General features: G+C 65.7%; 26 protein-coding genes and 1 pseudogene. 19 read left to right on the top strand and 8 right to left on the bottom strand.

Features of this window, described 5'->3' with window-relative positions; all coding sequences use genetic code 11:
* Nucleotide 1: 1 nt before the first annotated feature.
* From hydA to E3O45_RS04990, 8 genes are all read left to right on the top strand, one after another.
* Nucleotides 2-1,420 (top strand): dihydropyrimidinase, encoded by a 1,419-nt coding sequence (gene hydA, locus E3O45_RS05025; RefSeq protein WP_134442222.1) that lies wholly within the window; start codon nt 2-4, stop codon nt 1,418-1,420.
* 10 nt (nt 1,421-1,430) lie between these two features.
* Nucleotides 1,431-2,447: a TIGR03842 family LLM class F420-dependent oxidoreductase gene (locus E3O45_RS05020; protein ID WP_134442221.1), complete on the top strand. Its 1,017-nt coding sequence runs from the start codon at nt 1,431-1,433 to the stop codon at nt 2,445-2,447.
* Between the two features lie 8 nt (nt 2,448-2,455).
* The gene (locus E3O45_RS05015) at nt 2,456-3,415 is read left to right on the top strand and encodes an ABC transporter permease (protein WP_134442219.1); all 960 of its coding nucleotides are present in this window, start codon (nt 2,456-2,458) and stop codon (nt 3,413-3,415) included.
* Between the two features lie 20 nt (nt 3,416-3,435).
* On the top strand, nt 3,436-4,266 hold the full coding sequence (locus tag E3O45_RS05010) for an ABC transporter ATP-binding protein (RefSeq protein WP_198418218.1): 831 nt from the start codon (nt 3,436-3,438) through the stop codon (nt 4,264-4,266).
* Nucleotides 4,263-5,048: an ABC transporter permease gene (locus E3O45_RS05005; RefSeq protein ID WP_134442215.1), complete on the top strand. Its 786-nt coding sequence runs from the start codon at nt 4,263-4,265 to the stop codon at nt 5,046-5,048. The genes E3O45_RS05010 and E3O45_RS05005 overlap by 4 nt, the downstream gene beginning before the upstream one ends.
* Nucleotides 5,049-5,096: 48 nt before the next feature.
* Nucleotides 5,097-6,242: an ABC transporter substrate-binding protein gene (locus tag E3O45_RS05000; RefSeq protein ID WP_134442213.1), complete on the top strand. Its 1,146-nt coding sequence runs from the start codon at nt 5,097-5,099 to the stop codon at nt 6,240-6,242.
* A 115-nt stretch (nt 6,243-6,357) separates the two neighbouring features.
* A complete protein-coding gene (locus tag E3O45_RS04995; protein WP_370450310.1) occupies nt 6,358-7,713 on the top strand; it encodes an aspartate aminotransferase family protein in 1,356 nt (451 codons plus the stop codon).
* Nucleotides 7,714-7,742: 29 nt separating this feature from the next.
* The gene (locus tag E3O45_RS04990; protein ID WP_134442212.1) at nt 7,743-9,242 is read left to right on the top strand and encodes a CoA-acylating methylmalonate-semialdehyde dehydrogenase; all 1,500 of its coding nucleotides are present in this window, start codon (nt 7,743-7,745) and stop codon (nt 9,240-9,242) included.
* A 72-nt stretch (nt 9,243-9,314) separates the two neighbouring features.
* Here the strand turns inward: E3O45_RS04990 and E3O45_RS04985 are convergent, their stop codons facing one another.
* Nucleotides 9,315-10,229, bottom strand: a complete 915-nt coding sequence (locus E3O45_RS04985; RefSeq protein WP_134442210.1) for a LysR family transcriptional regulator — start codon at nt 10,227-10,229, stop codon at nt 9,315-9,317.
* Between the two features lie 502 nt (nt 10,230-10,731).
* Here E3O45_RS04985 and pyrE point away from each other — a divergent pair.
* Together pyrE and E3O45_RS04975 are read left to right on the top strand one after the other, a co-directional pair.
* Nucleotides 10,732-11,280, top strand: coding sequence for an orotate phosphoribosyltransferase (gene pyrE, locus E3O45_RS04980; protein ID WP_134442208.1), 549 nt, complete (start codon nt 10,732-10,734; stop codon nt 11,278-11,280).
* Nucleotides 11,280-12,374 (top strand): hypothetical protein, encoded by a 1,095-nt coding sequence (locus E3O45_RS04975; protein WP_134442206.1) that lies wholly within the window; start codon nt 11,280-11,282, stop codon nt 12,372-12,374. Before pyrE ends, E3O45_RS04975 begins: the two co-directional genes overlap by 1 nt.
* Before the next feature lie 22 nt (nt 12,375-12,396).
* On the opposite strand, the gene E3O45_RS04970 is transcribed toward E3O45_RS04975, so the two are convergent.
* The 6 genes from E3O45_RS04970 to E3O45_RS04950 all read right to left on the bottom strand — a co-directional run bounded on the left by E3O45_RS04970 (nt 12,397) and on the right by E3O45_RS04950 (nt 16,314).
* Nucleotides 12,397-12,681 (bottom strand): type II toxin-antitoxin system RelE/ParE family toxin, encoded by a 285-nt coding sequence (locus E3O45_RS04970; RefSeq protein WP_198418217.1) that lies wholly within the window; start codon nt 12,679-12,681, stop codon nt 12,397-12,399.
* On the bottom strand, nt 12,681-12,950 hold the full coding sequence (locus tag E3O45_RS04965; protein WP_134442205.1) for a type II toxin-antitoxin system Phd/YefM family antitoxin: 270 nt from the start codon (nt 12,948-12,950) through the stop codon (nt 12,681-12,683). The genes E3O45_RS04970 and E3O45_RS04965 overlap by 1 nt, the downstream gene beginning before the upstream one ends.
* A 203-nt stretch (nt 12,951-13,153) precedes the next feature.
* Entirely contained in the window at nt 13,154-13,315 is a 162-nt protein-coding gene (locus E3O45_RS17475) for a hypothetical protein (protein ID WP_166789403.1), read from the bottom strand.
* Nucleotides 13,316-13,414: 99 nt separating this feature from the next.
* Nucleotides 13,415-14,215 carry an HAD-IIA family hydrolase gene (locus E3O45_RS04960; protein WP_104131812.1) on the bottom strand — a complete coding sequence of 267 codons (801 nt, stop codon included), beginning with the start codon at nt 14,213-14,215 and terminating at the stop codon, nt 13,415-13,417.
* 146 nt (nt 14,216-14,361) lie between these two features.
* A complete protein-coding gene (locus E3O45_RS04955) occupies nt 14,362-15,006 on the bottom strand; it encodes a metal-dependent transcriptional regulator (protein WP_134442203.1) in 645 nt (214 codons plus the stop codon).
* A 36-nt stretch (nt 15,007-15,042) separates the two neighbouring features.
* Nucleotides 15,043-16,314 (bottom strand): Nramp family divalent metal transporter, encoded by a 1,272-nt coding sequence (locus tag E3O45_RS04950; protein ID WP_134442201.1) that lies wholly within the window; start codon nt 16,312-16,314, stop codon nt 15,043-15,045.
* A 77-nt stretch (nt 16,315-16,391) separates the two neighbouring features.
* Here E3O45_RS04950 and E3O45_RS04945 point away from each other — a divergent pair, with 77 nt between their 5' ends.
* From E3O45_RS04945 to E3O45_RS04905, 9 genes and pseudogenes are all read left to right on the top strand, one after another.
* Nucleotides 16,392-17,039 (top strand): RNA methyltransferase, encoded by a 648-nt coding sequence (locus tag E3O45_RS04945; RefSeq protein WP_134442351.1) that lies wholly within the window; start codon nt 16,392-16,394, stop codon nt 17,037-17,039.
* 42 nt (nt 17,040-17,081) lie between these two features.
* Entirely contained in the window at nt 17,082-17,450 is a 369-nt protein-coding gene (locus tag E3O45_RS04940; protein ID WP_104135897.1) for a nuclear transport factor 2 family protein, read from the top strand.
* A gap of 197 nt (nt 17,451-17,647) precedes the next feature.
* Nucleotides 17,648-18,133 (top strand): DUF3151 domain-containing protein, encoded by a 486-nt coding sequence (locus E3O45_RS04935; RefSeq protein ID WP_092447899.1) that lies wholly within the window; start codon nt 17,648-17,650, stop codon nt 18,131-18,133.
* On the top strand, nt 18,134-19,420 hold the full coding sequence (locus E3O45_RS04930; RefSeq protein WP_134442198.1) for an adenylosuccinate synthase: 1,287 nt from the start codon (nt 18,134-18,136) through the stop codon (nt 19,418-19,420).
* A gap of 41 nt (nt 19,421-19,461) precedes the next feature.
* Complete coding sequence (locus E3O45_RS04925; protein WP_134442196.1) at nt 19,462-20,277, top strand: GNAT family N-acetyltransferase; 816 nt, start codon at nt 19,462-19,464, stop codon at nt 20,275-20,277.
* A gap of 192 nt (nt 20,278-20,469) precedes the next feature.
* Nucleotides 20,470-21,429, top strand: coding sequence for a DMT family transporter (locus tag E3O45_RS04920; RefSeq protein ID WP_370450309.1), 960 nt, complete (start codon nt 20,470-20,472; stop codon nt 21,427-21,429).
* 28 nt (nt 21,430-21,457) lie between these two features.
* Nucleotides 21,458-21,769 (top strand): annotated as a pseudogene (locus E3O45_RS17765) (chorismate mutase); the annotation flags it as partial.
* Between the two features lie 262 nt (nt 21,770-22,031).
* On the top strand, nt 22,032-22,967 hold the full coding sequence (locus E3O45_RS04910) for an SDR family NAD(P)-dependent oxidoreductase (protein WP_241985229.1): 936 nt from the start codon (nt 22,032-22,034) through the stop codon (nt 22,965-22,967).
* Between the two features lie 116 nt (nt 22,968-23,083).
* Nucleotides 23,084-24,094, top strand: coding sequence for an aldo/keto reductase (locus tag E3O45_RS04905; RefSeq protein WP_134442195.1), 1,011 nt, complete (start codon nt 23,084-23,086; stop codon nt 24,092-24,094).
* 75 nt (nt 24,095-24,169) lie between these two features.
* Here E3O45_RS04905 and E3O45_RS04900 read toward each other — a convergent pair whose 3' ends face one another.
* Nucleotides 24,170-24,541, bottom strand: coding sequence for a DUF559 domain-containing protein (locus E3O45_RS04900; protein WP_166789401.1), 372 nt, complete (start codon nt 24,539-24,541; stop codon nt 24,170-24,172).
* Nucleotides 24,542-24,666: the final 125 nt, after the last annotated feature.

The following is a 24,666-nucleotide window of genomic DNA, read 5'->3' as shown; positions in this document are numbered from 1 at the left end:
CATGAAGACTTTGATCAAGAACGGCACCGTGGTCAATGCCACGGGCCGAGGACTCGCCGATGTGCTGATCGACGGGGAGAAAATCGCTGCCGTGCTCGCGCCCGGCTCGAACCTGCTCGGTTTCGATGTGGCGGGCAATGTTGACCGTGTCATCGACGCCGGCGGCAAGTACGTCATTCCCGGCGGCATCGACGCCCACACCCACATGGAGATGCCGTTCGGCGGCACCCAGGCCAGCGACACCTTCGAAACCGGAACCCGCGCCGCCGCCTGGGGCGGAACCACGAGCATCGTCGACTTCGTCGTGCAGTACGCCGGCGAGGACGTGCTCGAGCGCTACGCCGCCTGGCAACAGAAGGCTGCCGGACAGTGCGCCATCGACTACGGCTTTCATCAGATCCTCAGTGACGTGCAGGATAGCTCCCTCACCGCGATGGACGAACTCGTCGACGAGGGCGTCTCGAGCTTCAAACTGTTCATGGCCTACAAGGGTGTGTTTCTCAGCGACGACGGTCAGATCGTCAAGGCCATGCAGCGCGCGGCCACCAACGGCAGCATGATCATGATGCACGCCGAGAACGGCAGCGTCATCGACCTGCTCGTCCAGCAGGCCGTCGCCGCCGGCAACACCAGCCCGCTGTACCACGGCCTCACTAGACCCTGGCAGGCCGAAGAAGAAGCCACGCACCGGGCGATCATGCTCGCCAACCTCACCGGCGCTCCTCTCTATATAGTGCACGTGTCTGCCAAGCAAGCCGTAGACCAGATCGCTCAGGCCAGGGACAACGGCCAGAACGTCTTCGGCGAAACCTGCCCGCAATACCTGTACCTCTCGCTCGAGGACAATCTCGCTGCTCCCGGGTTTGAGGGCGCGAAATGGGTGTGCTCGACGCCGCTGCGCGCCAAGGCCGAGGGCCACCAGCACCACATGTGGCAGAGCCTCGCCACGAACGACATCCAGATGGTCTCCACCGACCACTGCCCGTTCTGCATGAAGGGTCAGAAGGACATGGGCCTGACCGACTTCTCTAAAATTCCCAACGGCATCGGCTCGGTCGAACACCGCATGGACCTGATCTACCAGGGCGTGGTCGACGGCAAAATCTCACTCGAACGCTGGGTCGAGGTCTGCTCCACCACCCCGGCGCGCATGTTCGGCATGTACGGCCAGAAGGGCGTGATTCAGCCCGGCGCTGACGGCGATGTGGTCATCTACGACCCGAACGGGCACACCTCGATTGGTGTCGATAAGACTCACCACATGAACATGGACTACTCCGCCTGGGAGGGCTACGAGATCGACGGCCACGTCGACACCGTCATCTCCCGCGGCAAGGTCGTCGTCGACGGCTTCGCCTACCTCGGCACCAAGGGTGACGGCCGCTACATCAAGCGCGGCCTGAGCCAGTATCTGATTTAAGGGGGAAGATATGGATTTCGGAGCAGTACTACAGACCAACCCGCCGTCGGCGCGCACCGTGCAACTGGCCAAACTAGCCGAGGCACACGGGTACAGCCACGTCTGGACCTTCGACTCGCATCTGCTCTGGCAGGAACCCTATGTGATCTACAGCCGTATCCTGGCCGAGACCAGCAAGATCATCGTCGGCCCCATGGTCACCAACCCGGCGACTCGTGACTGGACGGTCACGGCATCCACTTATGCAACTCTCAACGAGATGTACGGCAACCGCACCATCTGCGGCATCGGGCGCGGCGACTCGGCCGTGCGCACCACCAACGGCGCGCCGACCACGCTGAAGACCCTGCGTGAGTCGATCCATGTCATTCGGGAGCTTGCCAACTCCCGCCCGGTCGAATACAACGGCGCCACGGTGCAGTTTCCGTGGAGCCGCGGATCGAGCCTGGAGGTCTGGGTCGCCGCCTACGGTCCGCTCGCGCTCAAACTCGCCGGCGAGGTCGGCGACGGCTTCATTCTGCAGATGGCCGACCTCGACGTCGCCCAGTGGATGATCGAGAGCGTGCGCACCGCAGCCTCCAACGCCGGGCGCGACCCGATGGCGATCAAGTTCTGCGTCGCCGCCCCCGCCTATGTCGGTTCGGACTGGGAACACATGCGCAACCAGTGCCGCTGGTTCGGCGGAATGGTCGGCAACCACGTGGCCGACATCGTGGCCAAGTACGGCACCGATTCCAATGTTCCTGCGGCCCTCACCGACTACATCAAAAACCGTGAGGGCTACGACTACAACCAGCACGGCAAGGCGGGCAACGCGCACGCCGCGTTCGTGCCCGACGAGATCGTCGACCGATTCTGCCTGCTCGGCACCGCGAAAGACCACATCGAGAAGCTCGAGGCACTCAAAGACCTCGGCGTCGACCAGTTCGCCAGCTATCTGCAGCACGACAACAAGGAAGAAACGATGCGCGTCTACGGCGAAACCGTGATTCCGGCCATGACCGATTCCATCATGGCCACAAAATAGCCAAGCGGATGCCGGCCACCAGCGAGCAGACCGCCCCGCTCACACGCGGCGCGCTTGGAGTGCCTAAACTGCGCGTACCCCGCCGCCGGGCGGTCGTGCACCCGCGCCTGCGCGGGAGCCTGTTCGGCCTGGCCGGACTCGCGCTGCTCGCCCTGATCTGGGAGCTCTACAAGACCTTCGGCCCGGCTGACGGCGTGATCCTCGGCGGCGTCACGGTCCTGCCGCGTACGAGCGATCTCGCCATGCCCCACCTCTGGGTGATGTTCGAGCGAGTCCTCGATCCGGTGACCGGCGCGGCATCCGCTCTGCCGCTGTGGCAGGCGGTGCTGCACGGGTCGCTGTTCACCCTCGGCATCGCGGCCGTTGGCTGGTTGGTCGGCGTGGCCGTCGGCCTGGCGCTCGCGCTGCTCATGCAGCGGTTTCGGCTGGCCGAGTCGGCGATTTTGCCGTGGATCATTTTGAGCCAGACCGTGCCACTGATCGCGATCGCCCCGCTGGTTCGGCGCTGGGGCGCGCAGATCCAGTTCGGCGAGTTCACCTGGGAGAGCTGGATGTCGGTGGCCCTGATCGCCTCCTACCTCGCGTTCTTTCCGGTGTCGATCGGCGCCCTGCGCGGCCTCGGCTCGCCCGACGCCAATCACGTCGACCTCATGCACTGCTACGCGGCGGGCTGGTGGAAGACCCTCTGGCGACTGCGCTTGCCGGCCAGCGTCGGCTATCTGCTGCCGGCCCTGCGCCTGGCCGCGGTCAGCGCGGTCATCGGCAGCGTCGTCGCGGAGGTGTCGATCGGGCTGCGCGGCGGTATCGGCCGACTCATCGTGGAATACGCCGGTGCGGCCGGCAACGACCCAGGAAAGCCCTGGGCACCCATCTTTGGATCGATCCTGGTCGGCCTGGTCGCCGCAGGTTTTGTGGGTCTGATCGGCCTGTTCCTTCGTCGTTTTCGCAGGGGAGAGGCCACGATATGACCAACAGCGGAATGACCGACATGACTACGCCTGCTATTAATGTGCCGGCTGTTGACATACGTGGCGTCAGCCGCATCTTCGCCGCCCGCAAGGGCCCGGGCGTCACCGCCCTCGACGACGTGAGCCTCACGGTCGCGCCCGGCGAATTCGTTTCCCTGATCGGGCCGAGCGGATGCGGCAAGAGCACGTTGCTGAGGCTCGTCGCCGACCTCGACGTGCCCACGAGCGGCAGCATCGAGGTGTTCGGCAAGCCGGCCCGGCAGGCCCGCGTCGACCAGGACTACGGTATTGCCTTTCAGCAGGCCGGCCTACTGCCCTGGCGCACCGTGGCCGGTAATATCGAGCTTCCGCTCGAGTTGCATGGAGTGGGCCGGGCGGCCCGGCGTCAGCGTGCGGCCGAACTGATCGCCCTGGTCGGGCTGTCCGACTTCGCGAGTCACTATCCCGACCAGCTCTCCGGCGGTATGCAGCAGCGCGTCGCGATCGCCCGCTCGCTCGCCGAAAGCCCGAGTCTGCTGCTCATGGACGAACCGTTCGGCGCCCTCGACGAGATGACCCGCGAGCGCATGCAGAACGAACTCGTGCGCATCTGCGCCGAGACGAAAGCGGCCGTCGTGTTTGTCACGCACTCCATTCCCGAGGCGGTGTTCCTGTCCAATCGGGTGGTGGTCATGTCGCCGCGCCCCGGACGCATCCGCTCGATTGTCAGTGTCGGGCTCGGCGACATGGCTGGCCGGGGTGAAGACCTGCGCGAAGACGAGGGCTTCTTTCACTCGCTCAGCGAGGTACGCGAGCTGCTGCACGGCGACGAGCCTGCTCCGACCGGTGCCCGCGGAGTCGAGACCCGATGAGAACGACCCAGCCGCGCCGTGCCCACAACACCGTGCTTCAGACCGTGCTCGCCCCGATCGTGTTCGGGGTGGCCGTGATTCTGCTGTGGCAGGGCCTCGTCACCGGGCTGGCCATTAAGGCGTTCATTCTGCCCGCGCCGTTCGCCATCGGCGCCGAATTCGCCGCAAACCTGCCGAACGTGGCAGACGGCATGCTCATCACCGGCCGCAATTCCCTGATCGGGCTGCTGATCGGGGCCGTCCTCGGCATCCTCCTGGCCATCATCTCAGCGCTCACGCGCGTGTTCGACGAGATGGCAGCGCCGGTCGTCGCCGCACTCTCGGTGGTGCCGATCGTGGCGCTCGCCCCGGTGCTGTACACGATGTTCGGCGCCGGGGCCGAGACCGCAAGGCAGCTCGTCGCGGCGCTCGCCGTGTTCGTGCCGGTCTACTTCAACACCCTCAAGGGGCTGCGTCAGGTGCGACCGGTGCACCGCGACCTGATGCGCGCCTATGCGGCATCGAGCTGGCAGGCGACGCGGGTGGTCACCCTGCCGACCGCGCTGCCCTTCGTCTTCACCGGACTGCGCATTGCCTCGTCGCTCGCCGTCATCAGCGCCCTCATCGCCGAATACTTCGGCGGACCGGTCGGCGGCCTCGGCAAGTCGATCACCTCGGCCGCGTCGAGCAGCAACTATGGGCTGGCCTGGGCCTATGTGCTCGGCTCGATCATTCTCGGACTCCTCTTTTATTGCGCAGCTCTCGCCGTGGAGAAGCTCGTGACCCGTCGATCCGGTAGCTAATCGATTACCCCAGAACCAACCACAGCACCAGCAATCTAGGAGGCAGTCATGAAACATCGCATCAAATGGCTTGGCACACTCGGTTCACTCGCGGCAGTCGGTGCCCTGGTGCTCAGCGGATGCAGCGGCCCCACCACGCCCAGTTCGAGTGACGAGAGTGGCGACCTCACCCCGATCACCCTCCAATTGCAGTGGTTCGCGCAGGCCCAGTTCGCCGGCTACTACGCCGCCCTCGATCAGGGCTATTACGAGGATGAAGGCCTCGACGTGACCATCGACGAGGGTGGCGCCGACATCGTTCCGCAAGACGTGCTCGCCGCCGGCGACGCCGACTACGCCATCTCCTGGGTGCCCAAGGTGCTCGGCTCGATCGAGCAGGGCGCCAACATCACCGATGTGGCTCAAATCTTTGAGCGCAGTGCCACCACCCAGATCTCCTTCAAGGACAAGAACATCACCACGGCGGCCGACCTCAAGGGCAAGAACGTCGGCAGCTGGGGCTACGGCAACGAGTGGGAACTCTTCGCCGGCATGCAGAAGAGCGACGTTGAGCTCGGCGACATCAACCTCATTCAGCAGGCCTTCGACATGACCGGGTTCCTGGCCGGCGACATCGACGCGGCCCAGGCCATGACCTACAACGAGTACGCCCAGGTTCTGGAAACCGTCAACCCCGACACCGGCGAGCTCTTTCAGCCCGACGAACTCAACGTCATCGACTGGAACGACGAGGGCACCGCGATGCTCCAGGACTCCATCTGGGCCAACGCCGACAAGCTTGAGAGCGACGCGGACTACGCCGACAACACGGTGAAATTCATCAAGGCATCGATCAAGGGCTGGATCTACGCCGCCAACAACCCGGCAGAGGCCGCCGGTATCGTCACGGCAGCCGGATCGACCCTCGGTGAGAGCCACCAGCTGTGGATGACCAACGAGGTCAGCAAACTGATCTTCCCATCGACCGCTGGCGTGGGAATGATCGACGACGCGGCCTGGGCCAACACCGTCGACATCGCCCTGAACACCAAGAACGAGACCGGCGCCACCATCATCACGGCCGAGCCGCCCGCCACGGCGTACTCGAACGAGTACGTGACGAAAGCACTCGACGAGCTGAAAGCCGAGGGCGTCGACGTGATGGGCACCGATTGGACGCCCACCGAGGTCACCCTCAACGAGGGCGGCAACTAACACTGCCCGAATTACTGCACAACGGCCGGGCGGCGCGAGTCGCCCGGCCTCCAGAAATTTACCGTTACGACAACCACCACCACCACCACCACCACATAGAAAGCCAGCGATATCCGTGACTGATACCAGTACACACACCGTTTCCCCCGCATCCATCGACTCGGCGCCGAGTCTCAATGCGCGCACCGGCGAACTCGATCGCGCCCACGTGTTCCATTCCTGGTCGGCGCAGGCGGCGCTGAAGCCGCTCGTCATCGCCGGCGGGCTCGGCTGCCGCGTCTGGGACCACGATGGTCGCAGCTATCTTGACTTTTCGAGTCAGTTGGTCAACGTGAATATCGGCCACCAGCATCCGTCTGTCGTGAAAGCCATCACCGAGCAGGCCGCTCTGCTGACCACCATTGCGCCGTCGACGGCGAACCTGGCCCGCGGCGAAGCAGCCCAGCGCATCACCGATCGCGCCCCGGCCGGGTTCAACAAGGTCTTCTTCACCAACGGGGGAGCGGATGCGAATGAAAACGCCATGCGCATGGCCCGCCTGCACACGGGTCGCGACAAGGTGCTCTCCCTCTATAAGTCGTATCACGGCAACACCGGGGCGGCCGTGGTCGCCACCGGCGACTGGCGCCGCATTCCCAACGAGTACGCGCGCGGCCACGTGCACTTCTTCGGACCGTTCCTCTACCGCAGCGAATTCTGGGCGAGCAGCGAAGAGGAGGAATGCGCTCGCGCGCTGCACCACCTCGAACGTGTCATCCAGGGCGAGGGCGTGGCCTCGGTTGCCGCTATTCTGCTCGAGTCGATTCCCGGCACCGCCGGAATCATGATGCCGCCGGTCGGCTACCTGCCCGGGGTACGCGCGCTCTGCGACAAGTACGGCATCATGCTGATCCTCGACGAGGTCATGTGCGGCTTCGGGCGCACGGGCCACTGGTTCGCTTTTCAGGCCTATGACGTCGTGCCCGACCTGATCACCTTCGCCAAGGGCGTCAACTCCGGCTATGTACCGACCGGCGGCGTGATCATCTCCGATGCCATCGCGGCAACCTTCGACGAGACGGTCTTTCCCGGCGGACTCACCTACAGCGGGCATCCGCTCGCCATGGCGTCGATCGTCGGTGCGCTCGACGCGATGGAGGCCGAGGGAATCGTCGAGAACGCGGCCCGCATCGGCAGCGACGTGCTCGAGCCTGGGCTGAAAGCCCTGCAGGCCAAGCACCCGATTATTGGCGAGGTGCGCGGGGTCGGCGTGTTCTGGGCGCTCGAACTCGTCGCCGACCCGGCAACTCGCGAGCCGGTGAGCGGCGCCGTCATGGCCCGCGTGAAAGCCGAGCTGCTCGGGCGCGGCCTGCTGCCTTTCCTTATGGAGAACCGCATCCACGTCGTGCCGCCCTGCGTCGTCACCGACGGTGAAGTTGCCGAGGCGCTCGCCATCTACGACGAGGTGCTCAGCCTCGACCTGCTTTCCTAACCGAATTCAACCCTGAAGGACGTTTCACCATGACCGACACCCCCACCATTCAGCACTACATCGACGGCGCAGCTGCCGCCGGCACCTCCACCCGCACCGCGCCGGTTTACAACCCGGCCACCGGTAAAGTCGCCAAGAACGTATTGCTCGCGAGCACGGCCGACCTCGACGCTGCCGTCGCGGTCGCCCAGGCCGCCTACCCGGCCTGGCGCGACATGAGCCAGGCTCGCCGCCAGACCATCATGTTCAATTTCCGCGAACTGCTCAACGCACGCAAGGGCGACCTGGCCGAAATTCTCACGGCCGAACACGGCAAGGTCACCTCCGATGCGCTCGGTGAGATCATTCGCGGCCTCGAGGTCGTCGAATTCGCGCTCGGCATGCCGCACCTCTCCAAGGGCGAGTACTCCGAGAACGTCTCGACCGGCGTCGACGTGTACACGCTGCGCCAGCCGCTCGGCGTGGTCGGCATTATCAGCCCGTTCAACTTTCCGGCGATGGTGCCGCTCTGGTACTTCCCGATCGCCATCGCGGCCGGCAACACCGTCGTGCTCAAGCCGAGTGAGAAAGACCCCAGTGCGTCGAACTGGCTGGCCGAGCTGTTCACCGAGGCCGGCCTGCCCGCCGGTGTGCTCAACGTCGTGCACGGCGACAAGGAAGCCGTCGACGCACTGCTCGTGCACCCCGACGTGCAGGCGATCTCCTTCGTCGGCTCCACCCCGATCGCCCGCTACATCTATGAGCAGGCCGCCAAGCACGGCAAGCGCGTGCAGTCCCTCGGTGGCGCCAAAAACCACATGCTCGTGCTGCCGGATGCCGACCTCGACCTGGCAGCGGATGCCGGCGTCAACGCCGGGTTCGGATCCGCCGGTGAGCGCTGCATGGCCATCAGCGTCATTGTGGCCGTCGAGCCCGTCGCCGATGAGCTCATCGCGAAGATCGCCGAGCGCGTCAAGGGCCTCACGGTCGGTGACGGCACGCGCGGCTGCGACATGGGCCCGCTGATCACCAAGGTGCACCGCGACAAGGTCGCCGGCTACATCGACATCGCCACGGCGGACGGTGCCGACGTCGTCATCGACGGTCGCGACATAGAGGTTGATGGAGACGCCGACGGCTTCTGGCTCGGCCCGACCCTGTTCGACAAGGTCAGCGTGGACTCCGCCGTGTACCTCGACGAGATCTTCGGACCGGTCCTGTCGATCGTGCGCGTCGCCAGCTACCAGGAGGGCCTCGACCTCATCAACGCGAGCCAGTACGGCAACGGCACCGCGATCTTCACCAATGACGGCGGGGCCGCTCGTCGGTTCCAGAACGAGGTGCAGGTCGGCATGGTCGGCATCAACGTGCCGATTCCGGTTCCGGTGGCGTACCACTCCTTCGGCGGCTGGAAGAACTCACTGTTCGGCGACGCGAAGGCCTACGGCCCCGCCGGAGTCAACTTCTTCACCCGAGAGAAGGCCGTAACGAGCCGCTGGCTCGACCCGAGCCACGGCGGCATCAACCTCGGCTTCCCCCAGAACCACTAGTTCCTCCCCGCGAGAGCGCAAAAAGTGCCCGATTGGAACCTCCAATCGGGCACTTTTTGCGCTCTCGGCGGCCTAGTGGGCGGTGTGGGACTGCTGCACCCTTGCGGCTTCGGATTGCAGGGCTTCTATTACGGTGCGCACGGCCAGGCGCTCGGCCCGGTCGGGGCGCATGAGGGCCACGATTTGGCGCTCGGATTCGATTCCGCGCAGGGGCTTCAGCACGAGGCGGCCGGGCTGGCCGCCGCCGGAGGTGTAACGCGGCACCAGCGCGATGCCGAGCCCGGCGATCACGAACGATTCGATCAGGGCGAGGTCGGCGAACCGCTGTGACATCGACAGCCGCGCGCCCGCCTCCTGCTCGATCGCGTGCAGAATGCGCTCGAACGGATACCCGTCGGTCACGCCGATCCAGGTCTCGCCGATCAGGTCGCTCGGACGCACCCAGGCGCGATCGGCAAGCGGATGCCCCACCGGCAGCCCCACATCCAGCGGCTCGGTCATCAGCGGCACCACTTTCAGGCCGCGGCCGGCCCAGGAAAGCTGCCCACTCATCGAGTGGGCCAGCACGATGTCGTACTCTGCTGTGAACGCGGGAAAGTCGCTCAGTTCGGGGTCTTCGTCGGCGCAATTGAGCACGAGGCCGGGCCTCAGGTGCTTGATCACGCCGGGCAGCAGCATCTGGCCGGCGGTGGGAAAGGTGACGAGGCTGACTTCGCCGGTGGCGAGGTTCCGAAATTCGTCCCAGAGGGCGGTCGCCTTCGCGAGTGACACCGCGACATCCGTTGCGCTGCGGGCGAGGGCACGGCCGGCGTCGGTGAGCACGAGGCCGCGACCCTGACGCTGGGTGAGCGGCAGACCGGCTTCGCGTTCGAGCACCTTGAGCTGTTGGGAGACCGCCGAGGGGGTGCGGTGGGTGGCCAGGGCGACCGCTGTGACGCTGCCGCGGTCGGCGAGTTCGCGGAGTAGTTCGAGTCGTTGCACGTCCATGTAGTTAGCCTAAACAGTTCATGCAACATAAAGCGATTGTGCTGCACGGTTGCTGGTGGTCTACTAAAAGAGTCATACACGAGCAATGTCGCCTCCGTGCCGGGCCACTCCATCTCCTCTGAAAGGCACCTCGTGTTCATCCTCATCGCACTCCTGTCCGTTGCCGTTGTCTCCATCGCCGCCCTCGTCGTTGAGGTTCGCCGCGATGGCTACCGTCAGATCGAGCGTCGTAATCTCGTGCGCGCCTTCTAACTCCCACCGCCTCGTCTTTTCACTTACCGCTCTCGCGTGAGGTTGAGGGGTTGGCGCGAGCATCCGCCCCTCGCAGGGCCGATTTCGAAACCGAGCCATCTGCGTCCTCACTGGCTGCGCTTGTGAACTCCTTCATGGGGATCGGCGGTGGCAGGGTCACCTGCTCCTCGATCAAAACTCGCAACCCCGCAGGAAATCCCGCCCCGCCTTGTCTCTTGGGGGCTGTGAGCCATGCTCTAAACTGGCGAGCGTGACTGATACGCGGCAGAAACTCATCGACTTCATCTCGGCCGAGGCCGTTTTTCACGGCGACTTCGTTCTCACGAGCGGCAAGAAGGCTACGTACTACGTGGACATGCGCCGGGTGAGCCTTGACCATCGGGTCGCCCCGCTCATCGGGCAGGTCATGCTCGACCTGATTCAGGACGTTCCCGACGTCGTCGCCGTCGGCGGCATGACCATGGGCGCCGACCCGATCGCCGCCGCCGTCATGCACCAGGGCGTGGCCCGTGGCGCCAACTACGACGCATTCGTCGTGCGCAAGGAGCCGAAGGACCACGGACGGGGCCGCCAGGTCGAAGGCCCCGAACTCGCCGGCAAGCGCGTGATCGTGCTCGAAGACACCTCGACGACCGGCGGGTCGCCCCTCGCCGCCATCGAAGCCCTGCTCAAGATCGGCGCTGAGATCGCTGGCGTCGCCGTGGTGGTCGACCGCAACACCGGTGCCCGTGAAGTGATTGAAGCCGCCGGCTACTCCTATTTCGCCGCGATCTCCCTTGAGGACCTGGGGCTGAACTAGTGGCGCCAGACGACGACGAGCTCGGAATCGACTGGCTCGCGTCGCAGCTCGGCACGCCCGTCGGCGCGTCGGGTGCGGAATCCGGTGCCGATTCGCTGGCGGCGTCCGATGCTGACGATGCGGATGCCGCCGCTCCCATTGTTCCGGTCACACCCATTTCGGACGAGCTCGGGCGAAGAGGCCACCGCGCCGCTGAGGCACAGGCCGAACCGGTTGCCGCCGTCGAGCCGGCGCCCGTCGCCCCCGAAGTCCCCGCAGCGACCGTCGACCTGCCCAGTTCTGAAACGGATGCTGGTCCGCAGGGCCCGGCGGCGAGCATCCGCTCTCAGCCCGGTGAGGACGTCGGCGATCAGCCGACCGAGCTGCTGACCGCACCGGGCACGTTCGGTGCCACCGAGTCTGCGGCCAGCGGTGCTGCGGCCGCCACGACCGTCATCGCCGGCGCCGCGATCCCGATCGCGGCGCCGACAGCTACCGAGCCGCCGAGCCGCCACCGCTCCCGGCGGGGTACCGGCGGTGCCCGCCAGGCCGGCCTGGTCTGGACCGCCGTCGGACTGCTCGCGGCCATCGTTCTCGCTGGACTGTTCTATCTGGGCCAACGGCTCGTTGCGAGCCCGGTTCCGGTGGCGGCGCCCACTCAATCCGCTTCGCCCACACCGACACCAACTCCCACGCCGACTCCGACGCCGGAGATTGCCGCGGTACAGCCGGCCGGCGTGCACGAGTGGAACACCCTGTTCGGCGGGGAATGCCTCGAACCCTACGTCTCGCCGTGGGAAGAAGACTTCACGGTCGTCGATTGCGCAGCTTCGCATACGGGGCAGCTGGTGTTCCGAGGCGACTTCGGCGGCGACGCAACCACGGTCTTTCCAGGCGAAGCCGCACTGGCCGCGCAGATCAACCTGCTGTGCACGAGCCCCGGAATTCTGGACCTGAACGCCGCCGGCGCCTACCCGAACCTGCAGATGCAGGGCAGCTATCCGATCACCGAAGACCAGTGGACCGACGGTCCACGCAACTTCTACTGCTTCGCCAGCCGGGCCTCGGCTGAGCCGATTAGCATGAGCATCATGGGAGCCGGCCCCGGGGTCTAGATTAGCGCGGCGCGGAGCGTGGCTACGAGCGGATGCCGTACACGTCGGCACGGTGCGCGATGCGGAGTACGTGGACGATTCGGGTCTCTTCGTCGATTCTGACGAGAACGCGATAGGCAATGCCGACGTAGCCGCTGCGCATGTCGGCGAGTTCGGCGCCGAGCGGCTTGGTCACTCGCAACGGGTTATCCGCCAGGGGGCCGTCGCAGAATCGGAGTACAGCATCGGCCAGCTTGGGCGGTAGTCGACCGAGGGCGCGCACAGCGGGGCCGGTCAGCCGCACATCGAAGGGCCCTGGGGCGGTCACTATCGGCGTGCCAACTGGGCGCGCACTTCGTCAAGGCTGAGAGTGCGGCCTGCCGCGATGTCGGCTTCCGCTTCGGCGACTTCGGCGTGGTGATGGGGGTCGGCCAGCCAGCTCAGCGTTTCTGTGAGCGACTCGAAGTCATCCGGCGACAGCAGAATGGCAGCCGGTTTGCCGTGGCGTGTGATGACGACAGCGTCATGGGTTGCTTCGACGCTTTCGACGAGCGCAGAGAGTTTGTCTTTCGCTTCACTGACCGACACGGTTTGCATGCTCACATATTAGCCGAGATTTGCTCCCGTTTTCTAGGCGAAAAACTGGCCATAGCAAAGACGTTTGTCAGGTTACTGGGACAGACCCGACGTTGCTGCCATGCCACGAAGAGGCGTTTTTGCCAGTCGCAGTGCCCACGAACCTTCGCGCTAGCCGGGCTTGAGTTGCGCCTGCGCACGCCCGACCATTTCTTGACGAACTTTTAGGGCACGGCGTGAATGTCGAGGCCGCTGAGCACCGACACTTGAGTTAGCCGCAGAGAATCGCCGGCGTAGTAGCTGTCTTGCAGTAGCCGCTTGTGGGTGCGAGCCAGGTCGGCGATGGTGGCGAACTCGACGTTGTGATTTGCACCGGATTTTTTCACCTGTTCCAGGAGCCTTCTCAGAGCGGGCGAGGGCTGCTCCCGCCTGTAGCCCGGAAGATGGGGAGCATCCGCTTGATCACCCGTCTGGGGAGAGGTGGGCTAGAGCTCGTCGCTCTCGATCAGTTCGGTCACGAGCAGCTCGTGCACCCCGGCCACGATCTCGTCTGGCCGAAACGGGTAGCGGTTGATCTCGGCCTCGTCGCTGATGCCGGTCATTACGAGAATCGTGTGCAGCCCGGCCTCGATGCCGGCGACGATGTCGGTGTCCATGCGGTCTCCGATCATGCCGGTGTTCTCGGAGTGCGCGCCGATCTTGTTCATCGCGGAACGGAACATCATGGGGTTGGGCTTGCCGACGACATAGGGTTCCATGCCGGTGGCCTTGGTGATAAGCGCCGCAATTGCCCCGGTCGCTGGCATCGGGCCGTCTTTGCTCGGTCCGGTGGCATCCGGATTCGTCGCGATGAACCGTGCGCCGCCCAGAATTAGCCGAATCGCCTTGGTGATGGCCTCGAACGAATAGTTGCGCGTCTCACCAACCACGACATAGTCGGGAGCGGTTTCGGTCATTATAAAGCCGGCCTCGTGCAGGGCAGTGGTGATTCCGGCCTCGCCGATCACGAACGCCGTGCCACCAGGCATCTGCGATTTAAGAAAGTCTGCCGTCGCGAGCGCCGAGGTCCAGATGCGGTCCTCCGGCACGTTCAGCCCGCTCGAACGCAGCCGGGCGCTCAGGTCACGCGGCGTGAAAATGGAGTTATTGGTGAGCACCAGAAACGGGGTGCCAGAATCCGTCCACTGCTGCAGCAGTTCGGAGGCCCCGGGGAGGGCCTCATTCTCGTGCACGAGCACACCGTCCATGTCGGTGAGCCAGCATTCGATTTCGTCGCGTCGTGCCATCGGGCGCTCCTTCATGTCGACTCTCAGCCTAGCTGCGCGAGGTTTCGCCTCGGTTACATCTGAGGCAATGAAGCGGATGCTGCGGCCCCACCCGAAATCGCCCGTGCCGGCACGACGGCCGAAACTGCCGAAAGCTGGCCAGCGCCTCAGGCGGTGACCCAGATCGACGCCGCAGCCGCCGGCGTGACCAGCCGGCTCTGGCCATCCGCTAACACAATGGTCAACGGCGCCGCGAGCGTGAACGCGGTGCCTGGTCCGATCAGATCCACGGCGAGCTCGCGCAGCACTGCGGGGTCGCGGTCGCTGATGCGCAGCACGACTCCGGCGTGCCCGACCGCGGCCTCGGCCAGCAGCACGGACGGCTCGCGCACGACCGAGCCGTCGGCGGCCGGAATCGCATCGCCGTGCGGATCGTGCGTCGGAAATCCGAGCCGGGCGTTGATCGCTTCGAGCAGCCGATCCGAGATGGAGTGCTCAAGAATCTCAGCCTCGTCGTGCACCTGGTCCCAGTCGTAGCCCATTTCGCCGACCAGCCAGGCCTCGATCAGGCGGTGCCGGCGCACGACCGCGGTCGCGCGCAGCCGGCCGGCATCCGTCAGCGCCAGCGGCCCGTACGGAACGTGGGTGATGAGCCCGCTCGCGGCGAGCTTCTTCACCATTTCGGTCACGGATGACGGCGCCACCCCCAGTCGCACGGCCAGCGCCGACGGGGTGATCAGGTCGCTCTGCCACTCAGTGTGGGCGTAGATGGTCTTGAGGTAGTCCTCGGCGGCGCCGGTCGTGTAGGTCATATCGCTTTAAGGGTAACCGCTCACGCTCTGGTGAACTCAGGCTCCGGTGAAGACGAGTACGAGCAGCAGCACGTTGAGGGCGACCAGCGCCAGCGCGCACACTACACCGGCGGCGGTCGTGAACCAGCGGTTGGTGAACGTGCCGAGCAGGCCGCGCTGCGCCGTCAGCCAGACCAGCGGAATCAGCGCGAACGGAATGCCGAACGAGAGCACCACCTGGCTGAGCACGAGCGCCTGGGTGGGGTCGAATCCGACGCCCAGAATGAGCAGAGCCGGAATCAGCGTGACCAGCCGTCGCAACAAGAGCGGAATGCGCACGTGCAGCAGACCGTGCATAATCTCGGCCCCGGCATAGGCGCCGACCGAGGTTGAGGCGAGCCCCGATGCGAGCAGTCCCACCGCAAACAGCGTCGCGACGATCGGTCCAAGCGTGTCCTTGAGTGCCGCATAGGCTCCCTCGAGCGTGTCGGTTCCGTCTACACCCTGCAAAGCGGATGCTGCGAGCAGCAGAATCGCCAGATTCACCGTTCCGGCGATGGCCATCGCGATCGTGACGTCCCATTTCGTGGCCCAGAGCAGGCGGCGGGTCGCGACCACGCCCTGCCATTCCGGGAATCGGTCGCGGGTGAGCGAGGAGTGCGCATAGATGGCGTGCGGCATGATCGTCGCGCCGAGAATGGACGCGGCGAGCAGCACCGAGTTGCTGCCCTCGAAGCGCGGAACCAGACCGTCGAGAACGCCGCCGGCATCGGGTGGGGAGACGAAGACGCCGGCCGTGAAACCGATGGTGATAATGAGCATGAGCATGATGATGACGCGTTCGAAAATGCGCGGTCCCCGCCGCGAGTGCACCATGAGCACGATCATCGAGATGGTTCCGGTGATCACGCCGCCCCAGATCAGCGGCAGGTTGAACAGCAGGTTGAGGGCGACCGCGCCGCCGATGATCTCGGCGAGGTCGGTGGCCATGGCGACGAGTTCGGCCTGAATCCAATACAGCCGCCGCGCGGTGGGCCGTTTCATGCGCACCCCGAGAATCTCGGGGAGGCTCTGCCCGGTGACGATCCCAAGCTTGGCCGAGAGGTACTGAATGAGCCAGGCCATCACGTTGCCGGCCACGACCACCCAGACCAGCAGATAGCCGTAACGGGCTCCGGCGGTCATATTGCTCGCGACATTGCCCGGGTCGAGGTAGGCGACCCCGGCGACGAGGGCCGGTCCGAGCAGCCACAGCAGGCGGCTGGAGGCGACCGTGGTGGGAGCCTGGGCGAGCACGCGATCGGGAGCGGGGGCATCCGTTTTAGCCATGCCGAAACCCTAGCCGAAATTTAGGCACACCGAAAGCCCGAATCTGGGTTCGGCCGGCGGGTTACGGTTAAGCAGTGATCGAACCAGCCGCCCCCACCTTCGCCGTCGACAGCTCTTCCCCCGAACGCTCCACCTACGGGGTCGGCCCGTGGCCGGGGGAGTGGCCGAGCGAAGACCGGTACGACGCCGAGCTGCTCGAGCACGGCGACACCCGCAACGTGATCGACCGGTATCGCTACTGGAATATGGCCGCGATTGTGGCTGACCTGGATGAGCACCGGCATCCGTTTCACGTGGCGATTGAGAACTGGCAGCACGACATGAACATCGGTTCGATCGTGCGCAGCGCTAACGCGTTCGGCGCCGACACCGTGCACATTATCGGGCGCAAACGCTGGAACAAGCGCGGTGCCATGGTTACCGACCGGTACCAGCACGTGCTGCACCACACGGATGTCGCCGCGTTCGTGCAATGGTGTGCCGCAGAGGCGCTGCCGGTGATCGCGATCGACAACGTGCCAGGAAGCGTCATCATCGAGACCTTCAGCTTCCCAGAGCGCTGCGTGCTTCTGTTCGGCCAGGAGGGCCCCGGACTGTCGGAGCAGGCCATCGCCGCCGCGGAATCCGTCGTCGAAATCAGCCAGTTCGGGTCGACTCGCTCGATCAACGCCTCGGCCGCCGCGGCCGTCACCATGCATTCCTGGGTGGTTCAGCACCGGTTCTGATTTTTCCTTCATTCGGTGACGGTTTGGGGCTAGCGTGACGGTATGACTGCGATCACTGACGATCTACCCGCCCGCCTGCTGCACGAAGAAAACGCCGGATGGGAGGCCATTCTGGGCGGTACGGGCGGCGCCTACTACCAGCGCGAAATGACCGACGACGGGTTGATGATCGTGCCGGGCGCTGTCATCACGCGCGACCAGGTCACCGCCTACTTTGATCAGGCGGCGCCGTGGGAGAGCTACGGCATTCACGAACCCGCCATCATTCGCCTCGGCGAGCACGCCGGTGTCGTCGTCTACAAAGCAATTGCCCGGCGCGGCGAGGTGGTGGCCGAACTGAACATGTCGACCACCTATCTGTTCGTCAACGGTGGCTGGCGCGTCGCCGCCCGGCAGCAGAGCCCAGCGTAGCCTGGCCCATCCGTTCAGCAGTCTGGCGTGCATGAGCGCGCCCGATGTGGGTGCTCGCTACGGCAACCGTACGTAGCTCCCACCGATATCGGGCGCGGTCACGCGATGTCGGGCGGGCGCGAGACATGGGGCGCGGTCACGAGACAGGGGCGGCAGCGCACCGAAAGCGGCGGCCTGCGGTCTTGGTAGGATTCAGTGTGACCGGCGACAATTTGATTTCAGAGCCCGAGACCCTTCTTCCCGCGGAACCGGAGGTGCTCGAGGCCCTTCGCCGAACCGCGTGGAGCGAGATCGCCGCTGTGGTGCAGGTGCACCCGACGTCGCCGCTGGCCTGGGCTGAGCTGGCCGATGCCACCCATTCCGAGGGCCGTGTGCTCGAGTCGTACGCCTATGCTCGGGTTGGTTATCACCGCGGACTCGACGCCCTGCGCAAGGCCGGCTGGCGCGGCCACGGCCCCATTCCGTGGCGCCACGAACCCAACCGCGGGGTGCTTCGCGCCCTGTTCGCGCTGCGCCGCGGTGCCGAAGAGATCGGTGAGGCCGACGAGGTCATCCGTCTCACCGCTTTTTTGACGGATGCCGATGCGAGCGCCATTGACATCATCGGAGCCCGTTACACCGGCAGCCCCGGCTTCGACCCGGCGCCGCCGACCGAAGCCTTCGTTATTCGAGGAGAAGACTAAATGCCCGCGATCGTACTCATCGGAGCCCAGTGGGGCGACGAGGGCAAGGGCAAGGCCACCGACCTGCTCGGTAGCCGGGTCGACTATGTCGTCAAGTTCAACGGCGGCAACAACGCCGGACACACCGTTGTCATCGGTGATGAGAAGTATGCGCTGCACCTGCTGCCGTCGGGCATCCTGAGCCCCGGAGTGACCCCGGTCATCGCGAACGGCGTGGTCGTCGACGTCGAGGTGCTGTTCGAAGAGCTCGACGCGCTGATGGAGCGCGGTGTCGACGTCTCCCGGCTCAAGGTCAGCCTGAACGCGCACGTCATCACGGCGTACCACCGCACCCTCGACAAGGTCACCGAGCGTTTTCTCGGAAAACGCCAGATCGGCACCACCGGGCGCGGTATCGGCCCGGCGTACGCCGACAAGATCAACCGCGTCGGCATCCGCGTGCAGGACCTGTTCGACGAGAACATTTTGCGCCAGAAGGTCGAGGGCGCCCTGGACCAGAAAAACCACATGCTGGTCAAGGTGTACAACCGTCGCGCCATCGAGGCCGAGGAGATCGTCACCGAGCTGCTCGGTTACGCCGAACGCCTGCGCCCGATGGTCACCGACACCGCGTTGCTGCTGCACCAGGCGCTGATGGCCGGCAAGACCGTCTTGTTCGAGGGGGGCCAGGCCACCATGCTCGACGTCGACCACGGCACCTACCCCTTCGTCACGTCGTCGAACGCCACCTCGGGCGGCGCGGTGACCGGTTCCGGTATCGCACCCAACCGCATCGACCGCGTCATCGCCGTGGTCAAGGCCTACACGACCCGCGTCGGCAGCGGGCCGTTCCCGACCGAGCTGTTCGACGAGTCCGGCGAGTACCTGCGCGCCAACGGTTTCGAGTTCGGCACCACGACCGGTCGTCCGCGTCGCTGCGGCTGGTACGACGCCCCGATCGCCCGGTACACCGCCCGCATCAACGGTGTCACCGACTTCGTGCTCACCAAGCTCGACGTGCTCACCGGCCTGGCCGAGATTCCGGTCTGCGTGGCCTACTCGGTCGACGGCGTGCGCGTCGACGAGGTGCCCGTCTCGCAGAGCGACTTTCACCACGCCGTGCCGATCTACGAGAACTTTCCCGGTTGGACCGAGGACATCACCGGTGTGCGCACGTTCGAGGAGCTGCCGCAAGCCGCGCAGAACTACGTGCTCGCGCTCGAAGCCATGAGCGGATCGCGCATGTCGGCGATCGGCGTCGGCCCGGGCCGTGAAGCCATCGTGGTGCGGCACGACCTGATCGACTAAAGCCGCTACCCGTTTCGGGGTTGACCTGCCACACTGGGCGGGTGAGCGCCCTGAGACCCCATTCCGTGACCCTGACCGGTCGTTTTGTGCAGCTGCAACCGCTCGGCAGCGCGGTGCTGCCCGACCTGCACCGCGCCATCGCTCGCCCCGAGGTGTTCGCCGCCGGCTTCGGCGGTGGCCCGGCAGCGTTGCGCCGGGACGTGGACGGGTTTATCCAATGGGCCGACACCTACTTTCAGTGGGAGAGTCTGCCCTACGTGGTGCGCCTGCTCGGCGGCGCGCACGACGGCGACGTCGTCGGCACCACGACCCTCGGCGACATCGATGTCGTCAACGAGTCGATTCACCTCGGCTGGACCGCCTACGACCCCCGCGTCTGGGGCACCGCCGTCAACGCGGAGACCAAGCTGCTCGTGCTCGGCACCGCCTTCGACAATGGTTTCGGCCGGGTCAAAATTCAAGCGGATGCCATCAACGAGCGTTCCCGCGCCGCCATCCTCGGTATCGGAGCCACCTTTGAGGGCATCCTCCGCCGGGATCGCCCCCGCGCCGACGGCACCTGGCGGGACAGCGCGGTCTACTCGATCCTCGCCGATGAGTGGCCGGCCGTTCGCGCCGGACTCGAGGCCCGCCTCTCCGCATTCGAGTCCCGGTTCGTGTCCTATCGGAGCCTGCGCAAGGCCGGGCCGGGCGGCACGATCAGCGGCGGTGGCCCGCAGAGCGGCGTGCGCAGCAGCGTGAACGGCGGGAGCGCGCCGGATCTGCCGGGGGCGGCGCCCGGAGCCGCGCCGGGTTCGACCCGTGCGGCGGCCGGCTTTGACGCGGAACGAAATGCCGGGGCCGATACCTCGCAGTAGTGGCCTGGGGGCGTTCGTGCCCTCCACGAGGTGCTCGGCGCGCTGAAAATCACCGAATTGTGCGGCGGTTGATCCCCGATTGGCGGGAATTCCCGCCGGCCGGGTGCGGCATCCGCTGCCATTCTTCGGCGCTTTTCAGACGTTGAGCTCGGCGGGGCGCTGGTGCGCCGACGCCCACTATAGGCTCGGACCGTGCCCCCACAGCCTGCCGCCAGCAAGACCCTCGTCACCCTGCAATTTCTCGGTATGGGGCTGATCTGGGGCTCCAGCTTTCTGTTCATCAAGATCGCGCTCGACGGGGTCAGCTTCGGTCAGGTCGCTTGGTCCAGACTCGTGCTCGGCGGACTCACCCTCGGCCTGATCGTGCTCGTGAACCGGCCGCGGGTGAACAACGGGCCGGTGCTGCCGCGCGAAGGCGTGGTCTGGCTGCACTTTCTGGTCATTGCGATCACCGGATGCGTGATTCCGCACCTGCTCTTCGCCTGGGCCGAACAGTACGTCTCGTCGAGCCTGGCGAGCATCTACAACGCGGTCACTCCGATCATGACGGCGCTCCTGGCGACGCTGGCGTTTCGGGTGGAGAAGCTCGCGCGCGCCCAGGTGGCCGGGGTAATGCTCGGCATTTTCGGCGTCGTCGTGATCATCGGCCCGTGGCAATATTCCTCGCTCACCGGCGACTTCTGGGGTCAGCTCGCCTGCCTCGGCGCGGCCGTCAGCTACGGCTTCACCTATGGCTACACGCGTCGTTTCCTGAGCGGCCGGCCGATCGCCGGCAGCACCTTCGCCTTTCTCAATATCGGCATCGGCGGCGGCATTATGTTGCTGCTGACTCCCGTGCTGGCCTGGAGCCCGGTGCAATTGACGCTGCCGATCGTGCTGTGTCTGCTGGCTTTGGGTGCCCTCGGCACCGGAGTCACCTACATCTGGAACATCAACGTGCTGCGCGCGCGGGGCCCGACCAACGCGTCCACGGTGACCTACGTGACACCCGTCGTCGGCGTTATTCTCGGGGTGCTCGTGCTGACCGAAACGTTCTCCTGGCACGAACCGACCGGGGCGCTGCTGGTGCTCATGGGCATCCTGCTCACGCAGAAACGGTTGCGGCTCGGGTGGTTTGGGGTGCGGGGCCGGGAGGCGGCGGCATCCGTTTGACGCGGGCAGCATGCATTATCGTAAAACCATGGCCGTACACGAGGAACTACCCCCAGAAGCCGACGCGGCTGCGATCGACCAGCTGCACAGCATTCGCGAGAGCATCGATAATATCGACGCCGCGCTCATTCATCTGCTGGCCGAGCGGTTCAAATTCACCCAGCAGGTCGGGCGTCTGAAGGCCACCCACGGGTTGCCGGCCGCCGACCCGGCGCGTGAACTCATGCAGATCGATCGCCTGCGCGGGCTCGCCGAAGAAGCGCACCTCGACCCGGCCTTCGCCGAGAAGTTCCTCAATTTCATCATCGCCGAGGTGATCCACCACCACGTGAAGATCGCCGGCGGCGAGCCGGTCGTGGTGGGACGCGCCGCTGGGGCTGCGGCCGGGCTTCCGGCTGGGTCGGCGACTGTGACTGCTAAGACTGCTGTGCCCGCTGTGCCCGCTGTGCCCGCTGCGACTGCTGCGGCTGCTGTGCCCGCTGTGCCCGCTAAGACTGCTGTGCCCGCTGTGCCCGCTGCGACGCACCCGGTGCCGCACCCGCCGACCGCGCATGCACCGATCCGGGCGTCGTGATCGTTCGGCGCCGCGCTGTGGGAACCGTGTGGTCAGCAACGTGACCTGGGATCCGCGCTCCCTCCCCGACCAGAGCGGCAAGACCTTCGTGGTCACCGGCGCCAACGCGGGCCTGGGCTATTTCACCAGTGAGCAACTCGCTGGGGCTGGCGCGCACGTCATTCTGGCCTGCCGCAACACCCTGAAAGCGGATGCCGCCGCGGCGGCCATCCGCGATCGCGCGCCCGGGGCATCCGTTTCTGTGCTGCAGCTGGATGTATCAGACCTGCAGTCGGTGCGCGAGGTCAGCGAGACCCTGCGTGCTCTGCCGCGTCTCGACGGTCTGATTCTGAACGCCGGAATCGTGCACCCGTCTGCCGACCGGCAGGTGAGCCTCGACGGCAACGAGCTCATCTTCGCGACGAACTTTCTGGGCCACTTCGCGCTCACCGCCGGCACCCTTACGGCCTTGCGCCGCACGCCCGGCAGCCGGGTCGTGTCGCTCGGGTCGCTGATTTCCCGACTGATGGACTCGTCCCTCGATGATCTGCAGCTCGCCACCACGTACAACGGGTGGAAGGCGTACGCGCAATCCAAGATCGCCATGCAGGTGTTCGGATTCGAACTCGACCGGAGGCTGCGGGCGACCGGCGCCGGCATGGTGCAATCCCTGGTTGCACATCCGGGATATTCCATTTCGGGGCTGACTCCGACCATTCCCGGTGTCAACAGCGTCTCGCGGATCAAACGGGTGATCGACGGTGCGCAAACCGTGGTCGGCGCGCAGGGCAAGCACCACGGCGCCTGGTCGACCGTGCGTGCTGCAATCGACCCGGATGCCCACGGTGGCGACTACTTCGGCCCGCGCCTGCTCACCCGTGGCCGCCCCGTGCGCCAGCCCGCCACCCGCACCTCCCGCGACCGTGCCGTGGCGGCGCGTCTCTGGGAGCGAGCCGAAACCCTCATCGACGAGCCCTTCCTTTAGTCCCTCACGCGAAAGCGCAAAAAGTGCCCGATTGAGAGGTCCAATCGGGCACTTTTTGCGCTCTCGCGTGACGTAATACGCGTGGCATCGTGTCGCCACGCCGCTATCCTGACCAAATGAGTACAACTCCCGCCACCCTGACCGCAGTCACACTGGGCGACGGCCTCACGGTCAGCCTGCAGGGCTACGGAGGCATGTCGCTCACTCCGGTCTACGGACCCATCGACCCCGATGACGCCCTGCGCACGGTGACGCATGCTGTTGACTCCGGCCTCACCTTCATCGACACGGCCAACGTCTACGGCAATGGGTTGAGCGAGCAGACCATCGCACGCTTGATCGCTACCCGGCGCGATGAGGTTCAGCTGGCGAGCAAGTTCGGCATCCTCTCTGGTGGCGGCATCGGAGCGCGCGGCATCCGCGGTGACCGTGCCTACGTGTTCGAGCAGATCGACCTGAGTCTCGCCCGCCTCGGCACCGACCACCTCGACCTCTATTACCAGCATCGGGTCGACCCCGAAGTGCCGATCGAAGAAACCGTCGGTGCACTAGCCGAGCTGGTTCAGGCGGGAAAGATTCGCCACATCGGCTTGTCCGAACCGACCGGTGATGAGCTGCGGCGCGCGGTGGCCGTGCACCCGATCGCTGCGGTGCAGTCTGAGTGGAGCATTATCAGCCGGGACGTCGAGCGGCACGTTATTCCGACGGCGATCGAGCTGGGAGTCGGGTTCGTTCCGTACTCGCCGCTCGGGCGCCAATGGCTCACCGGACTCTTCGACCGTGCCTCGCTCACCGACGGCGACGGTCGCCACAAGTTTCCCCGGTTCGCCCCTGAGGCTCTCGCCGCCAACCAGCCGGTGCTCGACGAGGTGCTGGCGGTGGCTCGTGAGGCCGGGGTCTCACCGGCTCAGGTGGCGCTCGCGTGGATTTATGACAAGGGTCGCGCTCTCGGGGTTGACGTGTCGCCCATCCCCGGCTCGAGGTTTATTGAGCGCGTGGATGAGAACCTGGCGGCCGCGGGCATCCGTCTCGATGCTGCGCACGTCGAGCGCCTGGACGTGCTCGCCGACCGCGTCGTCGCCGGCCGGTCATTCAACCCCCAGTGGGTCTCCGCCGGCCGCGAATAGCGACTCGCCTTCCTCGCGAGAGCGCAAAAAGTGCCCGATTGGACCTCTCAATCGGGCACTTTTTGCGCTCTCGGCTTACGGCCGCCAGCCGCCGGCCATGAGCGCCACCGTCACCCTGCGGATCACCTCGGGCGGATTGCGGAGGTGGGATTTGTTGATGCGGATGACCCGCCAGGTCTCCTCCATGAGCGCGTCGAGGCGGTCAACGTCCCAGTGGTACTGGTTCTCGTCGGTGCGATGCTGCCCGCCGTCGTACTCGAGCAGAACACGGTACCGGCGAAAGACCAGGTCCCCGGTGGCAAGTTTCACTCCGGTGCGGCCCAGAATCAGGCCATTGACCTCGGGCTCGGGCAGGCCGGACCGCACGATCAGCAGCCGCAGGTCGGTCTCGCGGGGTGAGTCGACGCCCGGTCGAATCCAAATCAGCGCCTCGCGCAGGAGCTTCACGCCCCGGTGTCCCGAATGGCCCTGCCCCCGTTGACTGGACACCTCACAAGAGAGAATGTTCACATGGGAAACACACGTCGGGAGTTCACTCCTGAGTACAAAGACGAAGCCGTGAAGCTGGTGAT

Source organism: Cryobacterium sp. TMS1-20-1 (assembly GCF_004402355.1).
Lineage (GTDB): Bacteria > Actinomycetota > Actinomycetes > Actinomycetales > Microbacteriaceae > Cryobacterium > Cryobacterium levicorallinum.
The sequence above is the reverse complement of the archived record's forward strand: the minus strand, read 5'-3'. Positions and strand labels throughout refer to the sequence as shown.